The following is a 22,224-nucleotide window of genomic DNA, read 5'->3' on the forward strand; positions in this document are numbered from 1 at the left end:
CACCGCGCTCACCCGGCCGGGGGCTCGGTGGGAGGGCGGTGGCCGAGCACCCACGCCGACGCGGGGCCGGGACCGTCGACGACCGGCGTCGAGGGGTCCGGCGCGGGCCGGGAGACCACCACGACCGGCACGCCGAGCTCCGCGGCCGCCTGCATCTTCGGCCAGGTGTGGGTGCCGCCGGAGTCCTTGGTGACGAGCACGTCGGCGCGGTGCCGGCGCAGCACGGCCAGCTCGCCCGCCAGCGTGTACGGCCCGCGGCCGGTGAGCAGCTCCCACGCCGCCGGCAGCTCGAGGTCCGGCGGGTCGACCACGCGGGCCAGCACCGGCAGTCCGCCCAGGTCGGGCACGAACGCGGCCAGCTCCTGCCGCCCGACGGTGAGGAACGGCCGCCGACCCAGGGACGCGGTCAGCGCCGCGGCCTCGGCGTGGGTGTCGGCGTACGTCCAGGTCGGGTCGGGCTCCCATCCCGGCCGCTCGAGCCGCAGCAGCGGGACGCCCTCGGCGGTGCAGGCGGCGGCGGCGTTCGCGCTGATCCCGCGGGCGAAGGGATGGGTCGCGTCGACCACCAGGTCGTACGACGCCAGGTCGGCGCGCAGGCCGGCCACCCCGCCGAAGCCGCCGATCCGCACCCGCCCGACCGGCAGCCGCGGCCGCGCGACCCGGCCGGCCAGGGACGAGGTGACGTCGACACCGGCATCGACGAGCAGCCGCGCGAGCTCGCGCGCCTCCGCCGTGCCGCCGAGCAGCAGGACCCTCACCGGGCCAGCCCCAGCTCGAGCGTGGGCAGGCCGGCGGGCGCACCGTCGCGGGCCAGCCCGAGGAGTGCGTCGACGTCGAGGTGCTCCTCGACGAGGTCGGCCAGCAGCTCGAGCCGCCGCTCGCGGGCCGCGGGGAACGAGACCCCGGACGGCGCGAGCCCCACCGCGTCGGCGAGGTAGGCCGCCCGGAACGCGTCGCCCTCGAGGCTGCCGTGCCACATCGTCCCCGCGACCGGTCCGACGCGGGCCCCGCCGAGGAAGTCCTCGACGCCCGCGGTCCGGCTGACCCGGCCGTGGTGGACCTCGTAGCCGCTCGTCGGCGCGCCGAGCGCCTCGCCCGACGGCAGCCGCAGGACCTTGTCGGGACCGAACGTCGTGGTCACCGGCAGCAGGCCGAGCCCAGGGGCGCACGCCCCGGGCGGGCCCTCGACGCCGTCGGGGTCGCGGACCTCGGTGCCGAGCATCTGGAAGCCGCCGCAGATGCCGAGCACCGGCCGGCCGGCGCGGGCGTGCCGCTCGATGGCGACGTCGAGGCCGCGGCCGCGCAGCCAGCCGAGGTCGGCGATGGTCGCGCGGGTGCCGGGCAGCACGACCAGGTCGGCGTCGGCCAGGTCGCGGGGGTCGGAGACGAAGACGACGTCCAGGTCCGGCTCGAGGCCGAGCGCGTCGACGTCGGTGTAGTTGCTGATCCGCGGCAGCCGCACCACCGCGACCCGCCTGCGGGCACCGTCGCCCGCGCGGCGCCCCTCGAGGTCGAGGGCGTCCTCGGCGTCCAGCCACACGTCGGGGTGCCAGGGGAGGACGCCGTGGACCGGGCGGCCGGTCAGCTCCTCGAGCCGCTCCAGCCCGGGGCGGAGCAGGCCGAGGTCGCCGCGGAACTTGTTCACCACGAACCCCGCCACCAGCGCCTGGTCGGCCGGCTCGAGCAGCGCGAGCGTGCCCACCATGGCGGCGAGGACGCCCCCGCGGTCGATGTCGCCGACGACCACGACCGGCAGGTCGCCGTGGCGCGCGAGGCCGAGGTTGACGTAGTCGCTCGCGCGCAGGTTCACCTCCGCCGGGCTCCCGGCCCCCTCCGCGACGACGACGTCGAACCGCGCCGCCAGGTCGTCGTACGCCGCGTGCGCGGCCGCCGCGAGGTGCCGCCGGCCGGTCGCGAAGTCGGTCGCCGACACCGCGCCGGCCGGCCGCCCCATCAGCACGACGTGGCTGCGGCGGTCCGAGCCGGGCTTGAGCAGCACCGGGTTCATGGCCGGCTCCGGCTCCACCCGGGCGGCCCGCGCCTGCACCCACTGGGCCCGGCCGATCTCGGCCGGCGTGCCGTCGCGGTCGAGGCAGACCATCGAGTTGTTCGACATGTTCTGCGCCTTGTACGGCGCCACCGAGACGCCCCGGCGCGCGAAGGCGCGGCACAGGCCCGTCGTGACCACCGACTTGCCGGCGTCGGAGGTCGTGCCGGCCACCAGCAGGCCGCTCACCGCGGCGCCCGGAGCAGGTAGCAGTCCATCACCCAGCCGGCCTCGTCCCGGGCGGCCGCACGGGCGGCCCGCACCTCGTCGAGGACCTCGCCGACCCGACCGGCGACGAGCCGCTCGCCGGCCGCGCCGAGGTTCGCGCCCCACCAGATCCGCCAGTCGGCCAGGGCGACCAGCCCGTCCAGGCTCGCGGCGGAGCCGAGCATCACGAGCAGGTTCTCCTGACCGGCCGCGAGGTCCTCGGCGAGCCGCCGCGCGGTCGTCAGGTGCACCGGCTGGCCCACCTCGTGCAGCACGACGCGGTGCCGGGCGGCCAGCACCTGCGGGGCGCTGATGCCGGGCACCACGTCCCAGGTCAGCTCCACGCGGGCGGCCGCCCGCTCGAGCACCCGCAGCGTGGAGTCGTAGAGCGACGGGTCGCCCCAGACGAGGTACGTCGCCGTGCCGCCGCGGCCGGTCAGCACCCGGGCCCAGGCGTCCGCGCGGGCGTCGTGCCACGCGGCTACCGCGCCCGGGTAGTCGGCCGGGTCGTCGCGGTCCCGCTCCGGGTCGACCACCTCCACGAGGCCCAGCCCGTGGTCGGCGGCCACCCGGCGACGTACCTCCAGCAGCTCGTCGTCGCCGCGCTTGCGGACCGCGACGACGTAGTCGGAGCCCGCGAGCGCCGCCGCGCCCTCGGCGGTGAGGTGGTGCGGCCCCATGCCGAGACCAACGACGTGGACGTGCGTCACCGCTCGTCCTCGAGGTCGCCCTCGACCTCCAGGTAGACCTTCTGCAGCGACGCGAGCGTCTCCGCGTCCGGCTCCGCCCACAGCCCGCGGTCGGCCGCCTCGTGCAGCCGCTCGACGATGCCCCGCAGCGCCCACGGGTTGGAGCGCCGCAGGAACTCCTGGTTGGTCTCGTCGAGGACGTAGGAGGCGGCGAGCGACTCGTACATCCAGTCGTGCACCACGCCTGCGGTCGCGTCGAAGCCGAACAGGTAGTCCACCGTGGCGGCGAGCTCGAAGGCCCCCTTGTAGCCGTGCCGCTGCATCGCGGCGATCCACCGCGGGTTGACCACGCGCGCCCGGAAGACCCGGGTGGTCTCCTCCTGCAGGCTGCGCGTGCGCACCGCGTCGGGGGTCGTGGAGTCCCCGACGTACGCCTTCGGGTCGGCGCCGGTGAGCGCGCGGACGGTGGCGACCATGCCGCCGTGGTACTGGAAGTAGTCGTCGGAGTCGGCGATGTCGTGCTCGAGGCTGTCGACGTTCTTGGCGGCCACCTTGATCCGGCGGTACGCCGCCCGCATGTCGTCCGCGGCGGGCGCACCGTCGAGGCCGCGGCCGTAGGCGAAGCCGCCCCAGGTCGTGTAGACCTCCGCCAGGTCGGCGTCGTCGCGCCAGGTGCCCGACTCGACCAGCTGCAGGATGCCGGCGCCGTAGGAGCCCGGCTTCGAGCCGAAGACCCTCGTCGTCGCCCGGCGCTCGTCCCCGTGCTCGGCGAGGTCGGTCTGGACGTGCGCGCGGACGAAGTTGACGTCGTCGGGCTCGTCCAGCCCGGCCACCAGCCGCACCGCGTCGTCGAGCATCGCGACCGTGTGCGGGAAGGCGTCGCGGAAGAACCCGGAGATCCGGACCGTCACGTCGATGCGCGGGCGACCGAGCTCCTCGAGGTCGATCACCGCGAGCTCGGTGACCCGCCGCGACATCTCGTCCCAGACCGGCCGCACGCCGAGCAGCGCCAGCACCTCGGCCACGTCGTCGCCCGAGGTCCGCATGGCGCTGGTGCCCCACACCGAGAGGCCCACCGAGGTGGGGTGCTCGCCGGTCTCCTCGAGGTAGCGCCGCACCAGCGACTCCGCCATCGCCTGGCCGGTCTGCCACGCCAGCCGCGACGGCACGGCCCGCGGGTCGACGGTGTAGAAGTTGCGGCCCGTCGGCAGCACGTTGACCAGGCCCCGCAGCGGCGACCCCGACGGTCCCGCGGCGACGTACCCCCCGTCGAGGGCGTGGAGCAGCGCGTCGAGCTCGTCGGTGGTGGCGGCCAGGCGGGGGACCACCTCGGTCGCGGCGAACCGCAGGGCGGCGCGCACGTCGGCGTCGTCGTGCAGGCCGTCGACGGCGGCCGGGTCCCAGTCGGCGTGGGCCAGTGCGGTGACCAGCGCCCGCGCCTGCTCCTCGACGGCGTCCACCTCGGTGGTCGGCGCGCCGTCGGTGAGCCCGAGGGCGGCCCGCAGCCCTGGCACCGCGTGCCCGACGCCGCCCCAGACCTGGGCGGCGCGCAGGATGGCCAGGACCAGGTTGACCAGCGCCTCGCCGGTCGGCGGTTGGCCCAGGACGTGCAGCCCGTCGCGGATCTGGACGTCCTTGATCTCGCACAGCCAGCCGTCGACGTGCAGCAGGAAGTCGTCGAAGTCGTCGTCCTCGGGCCGCTCCTCCAGGCCGAGGTCGCGGTGCAGCTCGGCGGCGCGCATGAGCGACCAGATCTCGCCGCGGATCGCCGGCAGCTTGGCCGGGTCCATCGCGGCGATGTTGCCGTGCTCGTCGAGCAGCTGCTCGAGCCGCGCGATGTCGCCGTAGGACTCCGCCCGCGCCATCGGCGGGACCAGGTGGTCGACGATCGTCGCGTGCGCGCGCCGCTTGGCCTGCGCGCCCTCGCCGGGGTCGTTGACGAGGAACGGGTAGAACAGCGGCAGGTCGCCGAGCACCGCGTCGGGGCCGCAGGCCGCCGAGAGCGCGGCGTTCTTCCCCGGCAGCCACTCCAGCGAGCCGTGCTTGCCGAGGTGCACCACCGCGTGCGCCCCGAAGCCGCCCTCGGCCTCCGGCGCGGCCAGCCAGCGGTACGCCGCCAGGTAGTGGTGCGTCGGGGCCAGGTCGGGGTCGTGGTAGATCGCGACCGGGTTCTCGCCGAACCCGCGCGGCGGCTGGATCATCAGCACGACGTTGCCGGCCACCAGGGTCGCGAGCACGATCTCGCCGGCCTCGTTGACGAACACCGAGCCCGGCGCCTCGCCCCAGGCCTCGGTCATCCCCGCGCGCAGCTCCTGCGGCAGGTGCGCCGTCCACGCGGCGTACTGCTCGGCGCTCACGCGCACGTGCGCGTCGCTCAGCTGGTCCGAGGTCAGCCACTCCTCGTCCTGCCCGCCGGCCGCGATCATCGCGTGGATGAGCGCGTCCCCGGCAGCGGTGTCGTCCGCCAGGTCCAGCCCCGGGACGGCGCCCGGCCCGCCCAGGTCGTAGCCCGCGTCCCGCAGCCGGCGCAGCAGCCGGACCGTCGAGACCGGGGTGTCGAGGCCGACGGCGTTGCCGATCCGCGCGTGCTTGGTGGGGTACGCCGACAGGACGAGCGCCACCTTCTTCCGCGCGTTCGGCACCCGCCGCAGCCGGGCGTGGTTGACCGCGAGGCCGGCCACCCGCCGGCAGCGCTCGGGGTCGGCGACGTAGCGGGGGAGGCCGTCGGGGTCGACCTCCTTGAAGGAGAACGGCACCGTGATGATCCGGCCGTCGAACTCCGGGATCGCCACCTGGTTGGCCGAGTCGAGCGGCGTGACGCCGTCGTCGTTGGCCTCCCACTCCGCGCGGCTGCTGGTGAGGCACAGCCCCTGCAGCACCGGCACGTCGAGCGCCGCGATCCGCTCGACGTCCCACGCCTCGTCGTCCCCGCCCGCGCTCGCCGAGGCCGGCACGCTCCCGCCGGCGGCCAGCACGGTGACGACCAGCGCGTCGAAGGTCGCCAGCGTCGCGAACAGCTCGTCGGGCGCGCTGCGCAGCGACCCGGCGAAGACGGGTACGCCGACGGCCGCTCCGGTCGCGTCGACGGCGTCGGCCAGTGCGTGCACGAAGCCGGTGTTCCCGCTGCTGTGGTGGGCCCGGTAGTAGAGGATCCCGACCCGGGGCAGGTCCGGGGCGCCCGGCAGCCCGTGCGGCTGCGGCCGCTCGGCCACGCCCCAGGCGGGGACCGCCGCCGGCGGATCGAACCCCTCGCCGGTCAGCAGCACGGTGTCGGAGAGGAACGCGTGCAGCTGCGCGAGGTTCTCCGGGCCGCCCTCGGCCAGGTAGCGGTGGGCCTGCGCCGCGACGCCGACGGGCACCGAGGACAGCTCCATCAGCTCGGCGTTCGGCTCCTGCTCGCCCCCCAGCACCACCATCGGCATGCCGGTCTCGCGGATGCGCCGGAAGCCGCCGCACAGGTCCTGGGGGCCGCCGAGGATCCGGGCGACGACCAGGTCGGCGCCCTCGATGGCCGCCGCCATCGCCTGGTGGGCGGGCCGGGCCGGGTTGGCGAGGCCGTAGTCGGCGCCGGAGGCCTGCGCGGAGAGCAGGTCGGTGTCGGACGTGGAGAGCAGGCAGATGCGGGCGGGCGCGGCCATGGCCGGGGTCCTCCTCCGGGGTTCTCGCCCCGTCGAACGGTGGGATCGCCCCCGGTGAGTGTCTGGCTGGCGGCCCCGGAGGGCCGCGTCACAGTGGCGGAACCGCCCCGGAGTCTCACCGGGTTCCTGCGCCGCGGGCGTGCCCGGACCCTACCGCGGCCCACCCCCGCCCACCGCCTCGTGATGCCAGGAGTGCGCCGGAGCGCACGCTCGGCATCACGAGACACGAGCCGTGCGACGCAACGAGCCCCCGACCTGGACGTCCAGGTCGGGGGCTCGTTCGCGTGGGGTGAGTAACGGGACTTGAACCCGCGACATCTGCGACCACAACGCAGCGCTCTACCAGCTGAGCTATACCCACCACGGTCCCCACCGAGGTCGGGGCCGGAAGGAACTATAGGCGACTCAGTCCCCGGGCGTGGAATCCGGACCGGACCCCGGACCCGGGTCCGCGGCGGGCGTGGTGAGGGCGCCGGCGTGCCGGGCGGCGATCCGGCGGGCCGTGTCGGAGTCGGGGCCGGGCTGCGGGACGAAGACCGCCTCGCGGTAGTAGCGCAGCTCCTCGATGCTCTCCCGGATGTCGGCGAGCGCGCGGTGGTTGCCGCGCTTGGCCGGCGCCTGGTGGTAGGCCCGGGGGTACCACCGGCGGGAGAGCTCCTTGATCGAGCTGACGTCGACGATCCGGTAGTGCAGGAAGCCCTCGAGCTCGCCCATGTCGCGCGAGATGAACGCCCGGTCGGTGCCCACGGTGTTGCCGGCCAGCGGCGGCCGGCTGCCGGCGGGGCAGTGCTCGCGCAGGTAGGCGAGCGTCCGCTCCTCGGCCTCGGCCAGCGTCACGCCGCCCTCGAGCTCGGCGAGCAGGCCGGAGCTCTCGTGCATGCTGCGCACGAAGTCGCCCATCTGCTCCAGCGCCTCGTCCGGCGGCCGGATCACGATGTCGACCCCGTCGCCCAGGACGTTGAGGTCGAAGTCGGTGACGAGCGCCGCCACCTCGATCAGCGCGTCGGCGCGCAGGTCGAGGCCGGTCATCTCACAGTCGATCCAGACGAGTCGGTCGTTCACGAGGCGCAACCCTACGGGTCCCGGCTCGTCCCCGAGGGTTCTCAGCCGGCGCTGCCGGAGACCTCAGCCTCGGCTCAGGTGGGCTGCCTAGCGTCCGCGGCGTGAGCAGGCGCGTGCAGGAGTGGGTGGGGCTGGTCGCCCGACTGGTGACCGGCGGCGTCTGGCTGGTCGCCGGCGCACTCAAGCTGCCCGACCCCTACGAGAGCGTGCGGGCGGTCCGCGCCTACGACCTGCTGCCCGAGGCGGTCGTCCCGACCGTCGGGCACCTGCTGCCGGTCCTCGAGGTGGTCGTCGGCCTCGCCCTGCTGGCCGGCCTGCTCACCCGCGGCGCGGCCGTCGTGTCCTCGCTGCTGTTCCTCGCGTTCGTCGTCGGCATCGCCTCGGCGTGGGCGCGGGGCCTGCAGATCGACTGCGGCTGCTTCGGCGGCGGCGGCTACGAGGCCGGCGCGTCCGCGCAGTACCCCGGGGAGATCGCCCGCGACATCGGTCTCCTCGCCCTGTCGCTGTACCTGGTGTGGTGCCGCTCGACGCGGTTCGCGCTGGACGGCGCGCTGTTCCGCCGCACGGCGGGCAGCCCCACGACCCGAGAGGCCTGAGGTGTCCACGAAGAACCGCCAGCAGTCGCGCGCCGAGCGCGCCGCCACCGCGATCCGCGAGCAGGAGGCCCGCGAGCGCCGTCGGCGGGGCCTCGTGGTCGGCGCGGTGGCCGGCCTGCTCGGGCTGGTCGTGCTCGTCGGCGTCCTCGTCCAGGGCGGCCGCGACACCACCGGTGCGGCGGCCGCTGCGCCCGCGGGCGCCACCGGCGACTACTCGCTGGCGATCGGCGACGCGGACGCGCCCCACCACGTCGTGGTCTACGAGGACTTCCTGTGCCCCTTCTGCGGCGCGCTGGAGGGCGAGACCCGCGAGGACCTCGAGCGGCTCGCCGCCGACGGCCGCGTGTACGTCGAGTACCGCCCCTTCGACCTGCTCAGCCGGTACGGCGACTACTCGGCGCGCGCCACCAACGCCTTCGCCGCCGTGCTCGACGTCGCCGGGCCGCGGGTCGCCAAGGACTTCCACGACCTGCTCTTCGAGCAGCAGCCGGGGGAGTCCGGACCGTTCCCGACCGACGCGGACCTGGTCGACCTCGCGGTGGAGGCCGGCGCCACGGAGGCGGAGGTCCGCGGCCCGATCGAGGACGGCGCGTTCGCGCAGTGGGTGCAGAACGCCACCGACGCCGCGTCGCGGGCGGGCGTGAGCGGGACGCCGACGGTGCTGGTGGACGGCGAGCAGTTCACCGACGGCGACACGGTCGAGGAGCTGGCCGACAACTTGGTGGCCGCCGTCGAGTGAGCCGATGATCCCGGCATGCGCGTCACGCCGGAGTTCATCGCGGGCCTGCCCAAGGCCGAGCTGCACGTCCACCACGTCGGGTCCGCCTCGCCGCGGATGGTCGCCGAGCTGGCCGCCCGCCACCCCGGCACCGTGCCGAGCGACCTCGAGGAGCTGCGCCGCTTCTACGAGTTCCGCGACTTCGCGCACTTCATCGAGGTCTACCTCGCGGTCGTCGACCTGGTGCGCACGCCCGAGGACATCCGCTACCTGACCTACGAGGTCGCCCGCGAGATGGCCGAGGGCCAGTCGCTGCGGTACGCCGAGCTGACGTGCACGCCGTACACCTCGGTGCGCCCGCACGACCCGGAGCCCGGCATGCCGATCGAGGCCTACACCGAGGCGATCGAGGACGCCCGGGTGGCCGCCGAGCGCGACTTCGGGCTGGTGCTCCGCTGGGTCTACGACATCCCCGGCGAGGCCGGCCTGCCCAGCGCCGACGCGACCGTGGACTTCGCGCTCCACCACCGGCCCGAGGGCCTGGTCGGCTTCGGGCTCGGCGGGCCCGAGATCGGCGTCCCGCGCGCGCAGTTCCAGCCGCACTTCGACGCCGCCCGCGCCGCCGGTCTCCGCTCGGTGCCGCACGCCGGGGAGACCACCGGCCCGGAGACGGTCTGGGACGCCCTGCGGCTGCTGGGTGCCGAGCGGATCGGCCACGGCACCTCGGCCGCCCAGAACCCCGAGCTGCTGGCCCACCTGGCCGCGACCGGCGTGCCGCTCGAGGTGTGCCCCTCCTCCAACATCGCCACCCGTGCGGTCGCGCGGCTCGAGGACCACCCGATCCGGGCGTTCCGCGACGCCGGGGTCACCGTGACGGTCGCCTCCGACGACCCGCCGATGTTCGGGACCTCGCTGAACCGCGAGTACGAGATCGCCGCCGACCTGCTCGACCTCGACGCCGACGGGGTGGCCGACCTCGCGCGGACCGCCGTGCGGGTCTCCTTCGCCCCCGAGGACGTCCGGGCGCGCGTGCTCGGCGAGATCGACGCGTACGTCGCGGCAGGGAAGGATCCCGCCTGATCGGGTCCCGGCCCTATCATCGGGGCATGTCCGTGCAGCCGATCCGCCTCGCGGTGGTGAACGACTACGAGCTCGTCGTCGCCGGTGTCGCCGCGATGCTCGCACCGTTCAGCGAGCAGGTCGAGCTGGTCGAGCTCGCCAGCGGCGTACCGGTGGCGAGCGACGTGGACGTGGTGCTCTTCGACGACTTCGCCCAGGGCGAGGGTCCCGACCTCGACGACCTGGTCCGCGAGGACTGCGCCAAGGTCGTCGTCTACAGCTGGCACACCGACCCGCGGCTCGTGGACAGCGCGCTGGAGCGCGGCGCCGCCGGCTACCTGCACAAGGCGGTGGGCGCCGAGGAGATCGTGGCCGCGGTCGAGAAGGTCCGAGCCGGGGGCGTGGTCCGCCCCGACGGCACCCCCGACGGCCTCCCGGACGGGCCCGGGTCCGGCAGCGGGAACGGCAGCGGGAACGGCAGCGGGAACCGCGGCGCGCTCGACGGCACGGGGTCCGCCGGCGAGGCCGACCAGGGCGGAGGTGCGTGGCCCGGCCAGGGCGATGGCCTGAGCCCGCGCGAGTCCGAGATCCTCGCGCTCATCACCCGCGGCCTGTCGAACCAGGAGATCGCGGAGCGGACCTACCTCTCGATCAACTCGGTCAAGACCTACATCCGCACCGCCTACCGCAAGATCGGGGTCACCCGGCGCTCGCAGGCGGTCGCCTGGGGCATGTCCCACGGGTTCGCGCCGGACCGGTCGCGCCGGCGGCTCGCGGACTGAGCCCGGTCCGACGGGACACCGGGCCCGCATGGACCTCACCCTGCGACTCCTGCGGCACGGGTACGACGCCGTCGCCGCCGACCGCGCCGCCCGGGGCGTCGCCCCCGACGCCGGCACGCACGCCAGCCGCCTCGCCGGGCGGCGCGCCGTGGTGGTGCGCAGCGAGCCGGGCGCCCGGTTCTTCTACGACGAGTCCGCGGCGGAGCGGAAGGGCGTCGTGCCGCCGCCGCTCGCCTGGCTGCTCTTCGGCCGCGGCGCGCTGCACGGCCTGGACGGCGACGCCCACCGCGACCGCAAGCGGACCATGGTCGACGTGCTCTCCGCCGACGGCCTCGGCCCGCTCGTGACCGACGTCGGCAGCGAGCTCGGCTCCGCCGTCGCGACCTGGCCGGGCCGGGAGGTGAGCGTCCACCCGGCGCTCGTCTCGGTCTACGGCCGGGCCGTGCTGCGCTGGGCCGGCCTGCCGCTCACCGACGAGCGGGCCGACACGATCGCGCACCGGCTCTCCCAGCAGGTCGACGGCTTCGGCTTCGCCGGGCCGGCGTACGCCCGCGGCTGGGCGTCGCGGCTGTGGTGGAACCGGTACGCCACGCGACTGGCCGCCGACATCCGCGCCGGCCGCTCACAGGTCCCGGCGGACGCGCCGGCGGCCCGCGTGGTCGGCGGCATCGACGCCGACGACCGCACCGCCGGCGTGGAGCTGGGCAACATCCTGCGGCCGACCGTCGCCGTGGCCTGGCTGGGCTCCTTCGCGGCGATGCGCCTGGCGGGGCGCCCGGACTGGCGCGAGCGCCTCGCGGACCCAGGGGAGGAGCTCGCCCGGATGGCCTTCGCCCAGGAGGTACGCCGCACGACGCCGTTCGCCCCGGTGCTGGCCGCCCGCGCCACGCGGCCGGCGACGATCGACGGCGTGCGCGTGCGCCGCGGGGACCGGCTCGTCCTCGACATCATGGGGATCGACCACGACCCCGCCCGCTGGGAGGCGCCGGGGGAGTTCCGGCCCGAGCGGTTCCTCGACCACGCGCCGGGCGCGTTCGACCTCGTGCCCCAGGGCGGCGGCCACCCTTCGGGTCACCGGTGCCCCGGGGAGTCGCTGACGCTGCGGGTGCTCGAGGCGACGCTGCGCGTGCTGGCGGGCGTGCCCTACGAGGTGGTGGACCCCTCGGTCGACCTGACCCGGATGCCCACCACCCCTCGTGACGGCCTGCGGGTCAGGGTGCCGGCGGGTGCTCGGCCCCGATCTGCTCACGCATCGTCTCCAGGATCCGCGTGAGCACCCGGGAGACCTGCACCTGGCTGACGCCGAGCTCGTCGCCGATCTCGCGTTGCGTCTGGTCCTCGTAGAACCGCAGGTAGAGCACGCGCTTGTCGCGCTCGGACAGGCCGCGCATCACCGGGGCGAGCATGGCGCGCGCCTCGGCCGCGCCCTCGTCCGGCTCCTGCGGCAGCACCTCGCCGAGGCTGGTGCCGGCGTCGTTCCCGACGGGCTGGTCCAGGGAGGTGGGCTGGAAGCAGCCGAGTCCCTGGAGCGCCTCGCGGTGCTCCTCGGGGGTGATGCCGAGCTCGCGCTCGACCTCCTCGTCGGTGGGCTCGCGGCCGAGCTCCTGCTCGAGCCGGTCGGTGGCCATCGTCAGGTCGCGCTGGAGCTCCTGCACGCGACGTGGCGGGCGGACCATCCAGCCCTGGTCGCGGAAGTGCCGCTGGATCTCCCCCCGGATGGTGGGGACGGCGTAGGTCAGCAGGTCGTCGCGGACCGTCGGGTCGAAGCGGCTGACCGCCTTGACCAGGCCCTCGTAGGCGACCTGCTGCAGGTCTTCCAGCGGGATGCCCCGGCGGCGGTAGCGGTTGGCGACGGCGTCGGCGACGCGTCGGTTGACGAGGACGACCTCGGCGAGGAGGTCGTCGCGCTCAGGGCCGGTCGCCTCCTGGGCGCGGCCGAGCAGCTCTGCGGTGCGGCGGGAACGTTCCTCCCGCGACATCGTGCGGTGATCGTCGCCGAGGGCGGGGGTGGGTCCGTGCATGGGCGGTCCGCCTCCTTCCGAGTGGGGGGTGCGATCCGCGAGCCCGTTCGGGCACGCACTCGACGTTGCCCCAGACTGGTCTGGTCCACCACCACCCGTTGGGGTGTCTTCGCCGGGAGGGTCAGCGCCGCCCGTCGCCCCAGCCGAGCAGCGCCCACACCGTCTTGCCGTCGTCGGTGGGCCGGCTGCCCCAGTCGTCGGCGAGCACCGCGACCAGGTTGAGCCCGCGTCCCGACTCGTCCTCCTCAGAGGTACGCCGCCGGCGCGGCCGCACCAGCACGGGGTCGCGGACCTCCACGAGCACGGCCTCGTCGAGACGTCGCAGCTGGACGGTCGCGGGCGGCTCGGCGTGCACGAGCACGTTGGTGACCAGCGCGTCGACGACCTGCACGGCATCGGCCACCCGCCGTTCCGGCACCGCCCACCGGGCGAGCTGCTCGGCCACGGCCCGGCGCACGGCGCCCGCCTCGGCGACCGTGGTGACCTCGAAGCCGGCCACGCCGCCCGGCGGGTCGGCCTGGGCGCGGGCCACGACCATCGCGACGTCGTCGTCCACGCCGGACCCGGTCAGCGCGGTGACCACCTCGTCCAGCAGCTGCGCCGAGGGCAGCGTGGCCCGCGGCGCCACGGCCGAGCTCAGCCGCTCCAGGCCGAGCTGGAGGTCCTCGCCGCGGCGCTCCACGAGGCCGTCGGTGTAGAGCACCAGCACGTCCGCGGGGTCGAGCTGCACCGTGGTGGGCTCCAGGCCGTAGTGCCCGGCGCCCAGCGGCGGGCCGACCTCGCGCAGGAGCGAGAGCTGGCCGTCGGCGCGCGCGTGGACCGGCGGGAGGTGGCCGGCGTTGGCGTAGGTCAGCGTGTGGTCGGAGGCGTCGAACACGGCGTACACGCAGGTGACGATCTGGTCGCCGGCGAGGTCCTGGACGAGCGGGTCGAGGTGCTCGAGGACGTCGGTGGGGGACAGGTCGAGCTTGGCGAAGGCGCGGGTCGCGGCCCGCAGCTGCCCCATGACGGCCGCCGCCCGGACGCCCCGGCCCATGACGTCGCCGATGACGACGGCGGTGCGACCGGCACCGAGGTCGATGACGTCGTACCAGTCGCCGCCGACCTGGGTCCCGACGACGCCGGCGCGGTAGTACGTCGCCACCTCGAGGCCCGCGACGTCCGGGTCGGTGCGTGGGAGCAGGCTGGACTGGAGGTCGCGCCCGATCTGGCGCTCGCGCTCGACGACCTCGCGCTCGGCCTCCGCGGTCACGAGCCGCTGCTGCAGCGCCCGCTGGTCGGTGATGTCCTGGAAGGAGCCGCGCACGAGCCGGCTCCCGTCGGGGCCGGTCGCCGGCTCGCCGAAGGACTGGAAGAGCCGGACCTCGCCCGACGGCGTCACGATCCGCACCTCGTAGACGATCGTCTGCCCGGCCGTGGCGGCCTGGAGCCGCTCGCTCACGTGCTCGTGGTCCTCGGGGTGCACCAGCTGGTTGATGACCGCCCGGGCGCCGCGCTCCTCGGCGTCCTCCCGGCTGATGCCGAGCATGTCGAAGAACGTCCGCGAGCCGGTGATCGTGTCCCGGGCGAGGTCGACCTCCCAGCTGCCGACCCGCGCGAGGCGCTGCGCCTGGTCCAGCAGCTCGCGGCTGCGCTCGAGCGCGACCCGCACCCGGTGTGCCTGGTCCAGCTCGAGGTTGACGCGCACGCGGGCCAGCAGCTCGCGCGCCGAGAACGGCTTGACGAGGTAGTCGTTCGCGCCGGCCTCGAGCCCCTCGAGCGTGCCCTCCTCGCCCGCCCGGGCCGACAGCATGATCACCGGCACCGAGATGAGGGCCGGGTCGGCCTGCATGCGGCGCAGCAGCCCGAAGCCGTCGAGCTCGGGCATCATCACGTCGGTCAGCACCAGGTCCGGCACGTCCTGCGCCATCTGCGCCAGGGCGTCGAGCCCGTCGACCGCGGTGCGCACGTCGTACGCCGGGTCCAGCAGGTCGTGGATGTAGCGCCGCATGTCGTCGTTGTCGTCGACCACGAGCACCCGCCCGCGGCGGTCGTCCTCGCCGTCCACCCCGGTCACGACGGGGGCGGGGGCCCGGGTCGCGGCGCCCGGTCCGTCGGCGTCGGTGCCGTCGGGCTCGTCGTCCGGCATCCACCGGATGCTCTGCTCGACGAACGCGCGGGCCCGGCGCCCGGATGCGGGGTCCAGCGGCTCCTCGACGGTGTGCCGGACCCGGTCCGCGGGCAGGTGGGCCCAGCCCAGCGGGAGGGAGATCGCGAAGGTCGTGCCGTGGTCGGGCCCGTCGGTGCGGCTGGTCGCGCCGACCCGGCCGCCGTGGGCCTCGACCAGCTCGCGCACGAGCGCCAGCCCGATGCCGGTGCCCTCGTGGGTGCGCGAGCGGATGCCGGAGACGCGGTGGAAGCGCTCGAAGAGCCGGGGCAGCTCGGCGGTGGGGATGCCGACGCCGGTGTCGGTGACGGTGAGGACCGCCCGCCCGTCCTCGGCGGCCAGCCGCACGGTGATCTGGCCCTCGAAGGTGAACTTCAGGGCGTTGGAGACCAGGTTCAGCACGACCTTGGCCCACGACTCGCGGTCGACGTAGGCCATCACGGCGGCGTCGCAGTCGACCTCCAGCCGCAGGCCGCCCCGCTCGGCGGCCGACTCGAACATCGCCACCAGCTCGGCGGTGTAGGCACACAGGTCGGTCGCCACGAAGTCGGCGCGGTCGTGGCCGGCCTCGAGCCGGGAGAAGTCCAGCAGCGTGTTGACCAGCTGCAGCATCCGCTGGCCGTTGCGGGCGATGATCTCCAGCCGGCGGCGCTGCGGGTCCGCCAACGGAGCCGAGGCGTCGGCGAGCGCGTCCTCCGCGGGCGCCAGCAGCAGGGTCAGCGGGGTCCGCAGCTCGTGGCTGACGTTGGCGAAGAAGTCGGTCTTCACCTTGTCGATCCGCGCCAGCTCCTCGGCGCGGTTCTTCTCCTGCTCGATCGCCCGAGCGTCCCCGATGGCCGCGGACAGGTGGCCGGCGAGCAGCTCGAGGAAGTCGCGGTACCCGCCGTCGAAGGGGCGGTAGCGGTTGAGGCCGACCACGAGCGCGCCGTACGGCGTCGTCTGGCCGGGCTGCAGCAGCGGGGTGACGTAGGCACGGGTGGGCGGCTCGGTCCACGCGCCGGTCGGCAGGTCGGGGAAGAGCTCGTCGATCGCGGAGACGACGACGTCCTCGCCGCGCCAGGCGCTGTGCAGCGGCCACACGGCGTCGGGGGCGCCGACCTCGACGACCGGCGGCGCGGCGGAGTGCTCGGGGGAGATCCCGGCCTGCCCGCGGCGGTGGGCGAGGGTCCCGTCCTCGGAGAACAGGTAGACGACCACGAAGGGCAGGGAGTGGCCGTTGTCGGCGAGCTGCTCGCAGGCGGCGGCCACCGCGGCCGCCTCGCTGCCGGCCGCGCCCACCCGGATGCCGAGGTCGCGCAGCGTCGTCATCCGGCGGGTCGAGACCACCTCCTCGGTGTCCTCGGTGACCACGCACAGCATCCCCGCGATGACGCCGTCGTCGCCGGCGAGCGGGCTGTAGGAGAAGGTGTGGTACGTCTCCTCGACGTAGCCGCTGCGCTCCAGGAACAGCAGCAGCTTCTCGTCCCACGTCGCCTCGCCGGTCGCCATCACCCGCTCGATGCGGGGGCCGATGTCGGGCCAGATCTCCCGCCAGACCTCCGAGGCGGGCCGGGCGAGGGCCCAGGGGTACTTCGAGCCGAGCGTGTCGCGGCGGTAGGCGTCGTTGCAGAAGAACGTCAGGTCCTCGCCCCACGCCATCCACATCGAGAACTTCGAGCTGAGCAGGATCCGCACCGCGTTGCGCAGGCTCAGCGGCCAGGTGTCCGGCTCGCCGACCGACGTGATCGACCAGTCCACCTCGAGCAGGTCCCTGCCCACCGGGCCGGCGGACCGCAGCACGTCGCTCATCGAGGTCTCGGCGCTCACCCCGCCCTCGTCCCCGGGCTCGTCCCTGGGCTGGTCCCCGGCCTCATCCCTGGTCCACCCGCCCGACCGCGTCGCGTGCGGTCGGGTAGGAGGCGAGCACGCGGTCGAGGCCGGTGAGCTCGAGGATCCGCGCGACCGGCGCCTGGATGCCGGCCACGGACAGCGCACCGCCGAGCCCGCGGGCGCGGCGGTGGGCGGCGACGAGCGCCCCGAGGGCGGAGGAGTCGACGAAGGGCACGTCGCTGAGGTCCACGACCACGTCGACGTGCCCGTCGACCATGAGGTCGTTGAGCACCGTGCGGAACCCGCCGACCGTCGCCAGGTCGATCTCCCCGCGCGCGACGACGACGGCGACGTCCCCCACGTGGTCGACGTGCAGGCTCAGCTGCTCGTCGGCGAAGGCTTCGTCGGACGTCATGCGGCGGTCTGCTCTCCGAGAGGGGGCCGGGGCGGGTGGGCCCGCGGGACGAGGCACAGTCTCAGGCAACGCGGGCGCCCGGGGCGCATTTCCGGCCGAATTGCCTGAAGGGGTGAGGTCTCGCGGCGCCACCATCCTGCCAAGCGCCCCCACGCCGGCTTGAACCGACCCGGGGGGCTCGTCCTACGGTCGTGGGGTCCCGGTGACCGGGGCGTCCGCCCACGTCCGCCGCACCTGCCCGGCGTTGGGGGTCGAACGCGACGTACCGGGCGGGGCGAGCGCCAGCCCGGCACCTGCCGGCTCGGCGCCGCCGGCGGCTCGGAGGTACCTCCATGCGCGTCCGCACCCTCGTCTCCACCGCCGCCCTCGCCGCGGCGACCGTCGTCCCCGTCCTCGCCCCCGTCGCCCAGGCGCCGGCCCAGGCGGCGCCCGAGCGCACCTGGGACCGGCTCGCCCAGTGCGAGTCCGGCGGCCGGTGGCACCTCGACACCGGCAACGGCTACTACGGGGGACTGCAGATCAGCAAGCAGACCTGGGACGGCTTCGGCGGCCGGCGGCTCGCACCCTTCCCGCACGGCGCGTCGAAGGCCGAGCAGATTCGCGTCGCCGAGCGGATCCAGGACGCCCAGGGCTGGGGCGCCTGGCCGGCCTGCTCGGAGGAGGTCGGCCTGCGCTGACGCCCCGGCGCGGTGCCGCCGCCGGCCCCGCGGCGTACGCGGCGACCGTGACCTCGGGCGGTGCTGGCGCCCCCGGCAGGATTCGAACCTGCGACCGGCGGATTAGAAGGCCGCTGCTCTATCCAGCTGAGCTACGGAGGCGGGGGACCGGGACGCCGGCCGGGTGCTCGTCCGGCCGCACCGATCCGGCAGCAAGTATGCCCCACGCCGGGTCCTCAGGCGCCGCCGATGGTGTCCAGCTCGGCGAGGTCGTCGGCGGACAGGGCGAGCCCGGCGCCGGCGACGTTCTCCCGCAGGTGCGCCACCTTCGAGGTGCCCGGGATGAGCAGGATGTTCGGCGAGCGCTGCAGCAGCCACGCCAGCGCGACCGACATCGGGGTCGCGTCGTGCCGGGCGGCCACGGCACCGAGCGCCGCGGACTGCAACGGGCTGAACCCGCCGAGCGGGAAGAACGGGACGTAGGCGATCCCGTCGGCGGCGAGCTGGTCGACGAGCGCGTCGTCGTGCCGCACCGCCAGGTTGTACATGTTCTGCACGCACACGACCGGCGCGATCGCGCGAGCCTCCGCGACCTGCTCGGCGGTGACGTTGCTGACGCCGAGGTGCCGGACGAGCCCCTCGCGCTGCAGGTCGACGAGCACGCCGTACGCCTCGGCGATCGAGCCCTCCTTCTGCCCGGTCGCGTCCCCCATCCGCATGTTGACCAGGTCGAGGTGCTCGACCCCCAGGGACCGGAGGTTCTCGTGCACCTGGCGGCGCAGGTCCTCGGGCCGCCGCGCCGGCGGCCACCCGCCCGCGGCGTCCCGGTCGGCCCCGACCTTGGTCGCGACGACCAGCTCGTCGGGGTAGGGGTGCAGCGCCTCGCGGACGACCTGGTTCGTCGTCCGCGGTCCGTAGGCCTCGCTCGTGTCGATGTGGGTGATGCCGAGTGCGACGGCCTCGCGGAGGACGGCCACGGCGGACTCCGGGTCGGCGGGCGGTCCCATCACCCCGGGGCCGGCGAGCTGCATCGCGCCGTACCCGACGCGGGAGACGGTGAGGTCCCCCAGGGTCGCGGTGCCGCCGGGGAGCGTGGTGGAGGGGGTCACGAGAGCTGTTTCCTTCCGGTCGCGCCGGCGGTGGTGCCGGCTGGCTCCACGATCTCGCTGCTACTCTCCATGGGGAAGTAGGCACTTCGAAGTGCGTAGCGCACCGTGAGGGGGCGGCCGATGGCGACGACGCGAGCCGCGCAGCGGGAGCAGGCGAAGGCGGCGTACGACGCGTTCCTCGCGGTCTGTCCCAGCCGACAGCTGCTGGACCGGATCTCCGACAAGTGGGTCGTGCTGGTGCTCTGCGCCCTGGGTGGTGTCGAGGGCGGCCCCGAGGGCGGCGCGCGGGCGCTGCGCTACTCCGAGCTGGCCCGGCGCCTGGCCGGCGTGAGCCAGAAGATGCTGACCCAGACACTCCGGTCCCTCGAGCGCGACGGCCTGCTCACCCGCACGGTCACCCCGACGGTGCCGGTGACGGTCACCTACGAGCTGACCGACCTCGGGCTGTCCCTGAACGGGCTGGCCCGCGGCATGCGCGCCTGGGCCCAGGACCACATGGACGAGGTCCTCGCCGCCCGCGCTGAGCACGACGAGCGGGCCTGACCCCGGACCGGCCGGCCCCGCGTCAGCCGTCGAGCCGCTCGGCGTGGTCGACGAGCGTGGCGGCGACGGCCCGCGCGGCCGAGGCGGGGAGGTCGGCAGCCCCCGCGCGCAGCCGCATCGCGAGCTGCCCGGAGTACACCAGCGCGAGGGCGTCGGCCAGGGCAGCCGCGCGCTCGCCCGCCACCGGTCCGGCCAGCTCGCGCAGGCGGGTCCGCAGGGTCCCGGTCTCCTGCTGCACGGCCGCGGCGAGGACCGGCGGCGGGTCGGCGTACGCCGCCGCGGTGCCGAGGAAGGCGCACCAGCGGGCGCCCGTCGGCCGGGCCTGGAAGTCCTCGAGCGCGTCGAAGACCGCGAGCAGCCGGTCGCGGTCCGTGCCCGCCCGGGCCACGGCGGCGTCCCACGCCTCGAGCCACTCGCCGTGCCGCCGCTCCAGCGCGGCGGCGACGAGGGCCTCCTTGCTGCCGTAGGCGCGGTAGAGCGTCGCGGGGGAGACGCCCGCGCGGTCGAGGATCCGGTCGACGGGCGCGGTGGCGTCCCCGGCCGCGAAGACGACCTCGTCGGTCGCGTCCAGCAGCCGGGTCCGGGTGCTGTCTCGGGTGTTCACCGGGCGGAGTCTAGGCTGACAAAGTGAAACGATCGTTATCGTTCTGTCTGGCTCGAGAGAGTGCGCTGGTGGTGGTCGGCACCTGTCTCGTCGCGGGGACCTACGGACTCGTCCGGCTCGCCTACGGCCTGTTCCTGCCCGACATCCAGGCGTCGGTGTCGATGAGCTCGGCGGTCGCGGGCTACGTGTCGTCGGGCGCGTCGGCGTCGTACTGCCTGGGCGCCCTCGCGGGCCTCGTCCTCGCGGGCCGGCCCCGCCTCCTCGTCGCCGGCGCCCTCACCACCGCCGCCGCCGGCTCGCTCGGCATGGCGCTCGCGCCCGGCACCGCCGTCCTGGTGCCCGCGGTGGTGCTGGCCTCGGCCGGCGCGGGTCTCGCCTCGCCCGCGATGGTCGCGGTCGTCGCCCGCACGCTCCAACCGGAGCGGGTCGGCGCCGCCCAGGCCCGGGTGAACTCCGGCACCGGCCCGGGGCTCGTGGCCGCCGGCGTCCTCGCGCTCGTGCTCCCCGACTGGCGGGTGGGGTTCGCCGTCAGCGCCGTCCTCACCGCCGCCGCCGGGCTCGGCGTCCTGCTGCTCGACCGCCCGCGCGCCGGGATCCCGCCGACCACCCCACCGACGGGTACGCCGCCGGGCGACCGCGGCCGGCCGGCGCTCCTGGTCCGGCCGGTCGTCGGCGCGTTCCTGCTGGGGGCCGCGTCCGCGACGGTCTGGACCTACGGCCGCTCGCACCTGGTCTCCTCCGGCGCGAGCGAGGTCGGCTCGGTCATCGCCTGGATCGCCCTCGGGGTGGGCGGCACGGCGACCGTGCTGACGGCGGGCCGGCTCGGCGCGCTGCCGCCGACGCGGGCCTGGACGCTGACGACCGTCGTCGTGGCGGCGTCGGTCGCGGTGCTCGCCGGGCCCGGCCCGCTCCCGGCGGCGGTGGCCGCGTGCGCCGTCTTCGGGTGGGCGTTCGTCGCGGCGACGTCGGCGCTCATCGCCTGGACCGCCGACCTGGCGCCCGACCGGGCCGCCGAGGGGACCGCCGCCGCGTTCGTCGCGCTCGTGCTCGGCCAGGCCGCCGGCTCGGCGGTGGCGGGCGCGGTGGCCGAAGGCGCCGGTCTCGGGGCGGCCTTCCTCGGCGCCGCGGCCGTGACGGTCGTGGCCGCGGCGTCCGGCCTGAGGTCGCCACGCGCGCCGGCCGAGGAACGGGCCGAGGCGCGCGACGCCGCCGTGCCACGATGATCTCCGTGCCGACGCGGGGCGGCTGAGGAGGGCTCCGGACCGACCGCGACCACGCTGCTGCGCCGCGGCGACCTCAGCGTGACCGAGGTCTGCCCCGCAAGGTCAGTCACGGCGCCGCGCTCACCCTGGCGACCGACGCGATCGCACCGACAACCTGTTGCGGATCAACGAGGTCCGGTGACCCCTGTCCGGTCCCTCAGGCCCACTCGAGGCTCGCGAGCACGGAGTCGATGAGCGCCTCGCGGCGCGCCCGGGGCGTGGAGTAGGGAGTGACGACGGTGATCGTCACCTGCTGGCCCTCGTGGATGGTGCCGAACTGGTCGAGCCGTCCACCGACGAGCTCCGGGCCGACGAGGTGGTAGAGCTCCACGCCCTGCACCTCGCGTCGCGGCTGGATCCGCACCTCCTCGGCCTTGAAGCTGGTCACCTTCGCGGCGTTCTCCAGGGTGTCCAGGGTGGCCACGTCGGCCGCGGGGACCGAGCCGAACCCGACGATGGTGAGCCCCTTCGGGGCGCGGGCCGACACCGACAGGCCGCTCTCGTCGATCGACCCCCACCCCTTCGGGACCCGCAGGGTCCCGGCGTCGCTCGACAGCACCGGTCCGGAGGCCGGGACGACGCCCGGCTCCCCGTCGGCGGACGCCGGGGGAGCAGTTGTCGGCTCCGAGGTGCCGCTGCTCGGGTCGGCGGGCGTGGCTCCGGCGTCCGAGGAGGCGGAGGCCGCTCCCGACGGGTCCTGCCCGGCTGCGGGCTCGTCGCCCGAGCACCCGGTGAGGGCCAGCGCGGCCAGGAGCGCCGTCGTCGCGGCGGCGGTTCGGCGGGGTCGGTGCACTCGTTCTCCCGAGGTAGGTGAGGGCTCGTGGAGCAGACTACGGTCCTTCTCGGACTCGGGGGTTTGAC

At 75.4% G+C, this 22,224-nt stretch carries 19 protein-coding genes, 2 tRNA genes and 1 riboswitch; of the genes, 8 read left to right on the forward strand and 13 right to left on the reverse strand.

The genetic code is table 11. From position 1 onward, the window contains the following. Positions 1–8 precede the first annotated feature (8 nt). The 6 genes from QWY28_RS06695 to orn form a co-directional block, all read right to left on the reverse strand. Positions 9–758, reverse strand: coding sequence for a cobalt-precorrin-6A reductase (locus tag QWY28_RS06695; protein ID WP_300951544.1), 750 nt, complete (start codon positions 756–758; stop codon positions 9–11). Next, positions 755–2,236 carry a cobyric acid synthase gene (locus QWY28_RS06700; RefSeq protein ID WP_300951545.1) on the reverse strand — a complete coding sequence of 494 codons (1,482 nt, stop codon included), beginning with the start codon at positions 2,234–2,236 and terminating at the stop codon, positions 755–757. The genes QWY28_RS06695 and QWY28_RS06700 overlap by 4 nt, the downstream gene beginning before the upstream one ends. Then, complete coding sequence (gene cobF / locus QWY28_RS06705; RefSeq protein WP_300951546.1) at positions 2,233–2,964, reverse strand: precorrin-6A synthase (deacetylating); 732 nt, start codon at positions 2,962–2,964, stop codon at positions 2,233–2,235. Before cobF ends, QWY28_RS06700 begins: the two co-directional genes overlap by 4 nt. Then, the gene (cobN, locus tag QWY28_RS06710) at positions 2,961–6,581 is read right to left on the reverse strand and encodes a cobaltochelatase subunit CobN (RefSeq protein WP_300951547.1); all 3,621 of its coding nucleotides are present in this window, start codon (positions 6,579–6,581) and stop codon (positions 2,961–2,963) included. Before cobN ends, cobF begins: the two co-directional genes overlap by 4 nt. A gap of 57 nt (positions 6,582–6,638) precedes the next feature. Next, a riboswitch (cobalamin riboswitch) is annotated at positions 6,639–6,709 on the reverse strand. Positions 6,710–6,866: 157 nt separating this feature from the next. After that, positions 6,867–6,942: transfer RNA gene (locus QWY28_RS06715), tRNA-His, on the reverse strand. Positions 6,943–6,986: 44 nt separating this feature from the next. Continuing rightward, positions 6,987–7,643, reverse strand: a complete 657-nt coding sequence (gene orn, locus QWY28_RS06720) for an oligoribonuclease (RefSeq protein ID WP_300951548.1) — start codon at positions 7,641–7,643, stop codon at positions 6,987–6,989. A gap of 101 nt (positions 7,644–7,744) precedes the next feature. Here orn and QWY28_RS06725 point away from each other — a divergent pair, with 101 nt between their 5' ends. From QWY28_RS06725 to QWY28_RS06745, 5 genes are read left to right on the forward strand one after another with little or no spacing between them, the layout of a single operon-like run. Next, positions 7,745–8,239, forward strand: coding sequence for a MauE/DoxX family redox-associated membrane protein (locus QWY28_RS06725; RefSeq protein ID WP_300951549.1), 495 nt, complete (start codon positions 7,745–7,747; stop codon positions 8,237–8,239). A 1-nt stretch (position 8,240) separates the two neighbouring features. Then, entirely contained in the window at positions 8,241–8,978 is a 738-nt protein-coding gene (locus QWY28_RS06730; RefSeq protein WP_300951550.1) for a DsbA family protein, read from the forward strand. Between the two features lie 15 nt (positions 8,979–8,993). After that, positions 8,994–10,037: an adenosine deaminase gene (locus tag QWY28_RS06735; protein ID WP_300951551.1), complete on the forward strand. Its 1,044-nt coding sequence runs from the start codon at positions 8,994–8,996 to the stop codon at positions 10,035–10,037. Between the two features lie 26 nt (positions 10,038–10,063). Further along, positions 10,064–10,798 carry a helix-turn-helix transcriptional regulator gene (locus QWY28_RS06740; RefSeq protein WP_300951552.1) on the forward strand — a complete coding sequence of 245 codons (735 nt, stop codon included), beginning with the start codon at positions 10,064–10,066 and terminating at the stop codon, positions 10,796–10,798. 28 nt (positions 10,799–10,826) lie between these two features. Further along, entirely contained in the window at positions 10,827–12,071 is a 1,245-nt protein-coding gene (locus QWY28_RS06745; protein WP_300951553.1) for a cytochrome P450, read from the forward strand. On the opposite strand, the gene QWY28_RS06750 is transcribed toward QWY28_RS06745, so the two are convergent. From QWY28_RS06750 to QWY28_RS06760, 3 genes are all read right to left on the reverse strand, one after another. Then, positions 12,010–12,819 (reverse strand): sigma-70 family RNA polymerase sigma factor, encoded by an 810-nt coding sequence (locus QWY28_RS06750; protein WP_300951554.1) that lies wholly within the window; start codon positions 12,817–12,819, stop codon positions 12,010–12,012. The genes QWY28_RS06745 and QWY28_RS06750 overlap by 62 nt on opposite strands. Before the next feature lie 121 nt (positions 12,820–12,940). Next, positions 12,941–16,771: a SpoIIE family protein phosphatase gene (locus QWY28_RS06755; RefSeq protein WP_300951555.1), complete on the reverse strand. Its 3,831-nt coding sequence runs from the start codon at positions 16,769–16,771 to the stop codon at positions 12,941–12,943. 43 nt (positions 16,772–16,814) lie between these two features. Continuing rightward, the gene (locus QWY28_RS06760; RefSeq protein WP_300951556.1) at positions 16,815–17,189 is read right to left on the reverse strand and encodes an STAS domain-containing protein; all 375 of its coding nucleotides are present in this window, start codon (positions 17,187–17,189) and stop codon (positions 16,815–16,817) included. Between the two features lie 332 nt (positions 17,190–17,521). Here QWY28_RS06760 and QWY28_RS06765 point away from each other — a divergent pair, with 332 nt between their 5' ends. After that, positions 17,522–17,866 carry a transglycosylase family protein gene (locus tag QWY28_RS06765; RefSeq protein ID WP_300951557.1) on the forward strand — a complete coding sequence of 115 codons (345 nt, stop codon included), beginning with the start codon at positions 17,522–17,524 and terminating at the stop codon, positions 17,864–17,866. A gap of 64 nt (positions 17,867–17,930) precedes the next feature. On the opposite strand, the gene QWY28_RS06770 is transcribed toward QWY28_RS06765, so the two are convergent. Both QWY28_RS06770 and QWY28_RS06775 read right to left on the reverse strand, forming a co-directional pair. Next, positions 17,931–18,007, reverse strand: a tRNA-Arg gene (locus QWY28_RS06770). A gap of 74 nt (positions 18,008–18,081) precedes the next feature. Continuing rightward, entirely contained in the window at positions 18,082–18,954 is an 873-nt protein-coding gene (locus tag QWY28_RS06775; RefSeq protein ID WP_300951558.1) for an aldo/keto reductase family oxidoreductase, read from the reverse strand. A 120-nt stretch (positions 18,955–19,074) separates the two neighbouring features. Between QWY28_RS06775 and QWY28_RS06780 the strand changes: the two genes are divergently transcribed. Then, a complete protein-coding gene (locus tag QWY28_RS06780) occupies positions 19,075–19,497 on the forward strand; it encodes a winged helix-turn-helix transcriptional regulator (RefSeq protein WP_300951559.1) in 423 nt (140 codons plus the stop codon). A gap of 22 nt (positions 19,498–19,519) precedes the next feature. Here QWY28_RS06780 and QWY28_RS06785 read toward each other — a convergent pair whose 3' ends face one another. Beyond that, the gene (locus tag QWY28_RS06785) at positions 19,520–20,101 is read right to left on the reverse strand and encodes a TetR/AcrR family transcriptional regulator (RefSeq protein ID WP_300951560.1); all 582 of its coding nucleotides are present in this window, start codon (positions 20,099–20,101) and stop codon (positions 19,520–19,522) included. Positions 20,102–20,169: 68 nt separating this feature from the next. On the opposite strand from QWY28_RS06785, the gene QWY28_RS06790 reads away from it, so the two are divergent. Continuing rightward, entirely contained in the window at positions 20,170–21,324 is a 1,155-nt protein-coding gene (locus tag QWY28_RS06790; RefSeq protein ID WP_300951561.1) for an MFS transporter, read from the forward strand. 196 nt (positions 21,325–21,520) lie between these two features. Here the strand turns inward: QWY28_RS06790 and QWY28_RS06795 are convergent, their stop codons facing one another. Next, positions 21,521–22,156, reverse strand: a complete 636-nt coding sequence (locus QWY28_RS06795) for a hypothetical protein (protein WP_300951562.1) — start codon at positions 22,154–22,156, stop codon at positions 21,521–21,523. Between the last annotated feature and the right edge of the window lie 68 nt (positions 22,157–22,224).

The sequence above is a fragment of the Nocardioides oceani genome, from assembly GCF_030412965.1.
GTDB classification, from domain to species: domain Bacteria; phylum Actinomycetota; class Actinomycetes; order Propionibacteriales; family Nocardioidaceae; genus Nocardioides; species Nocardioides oceani.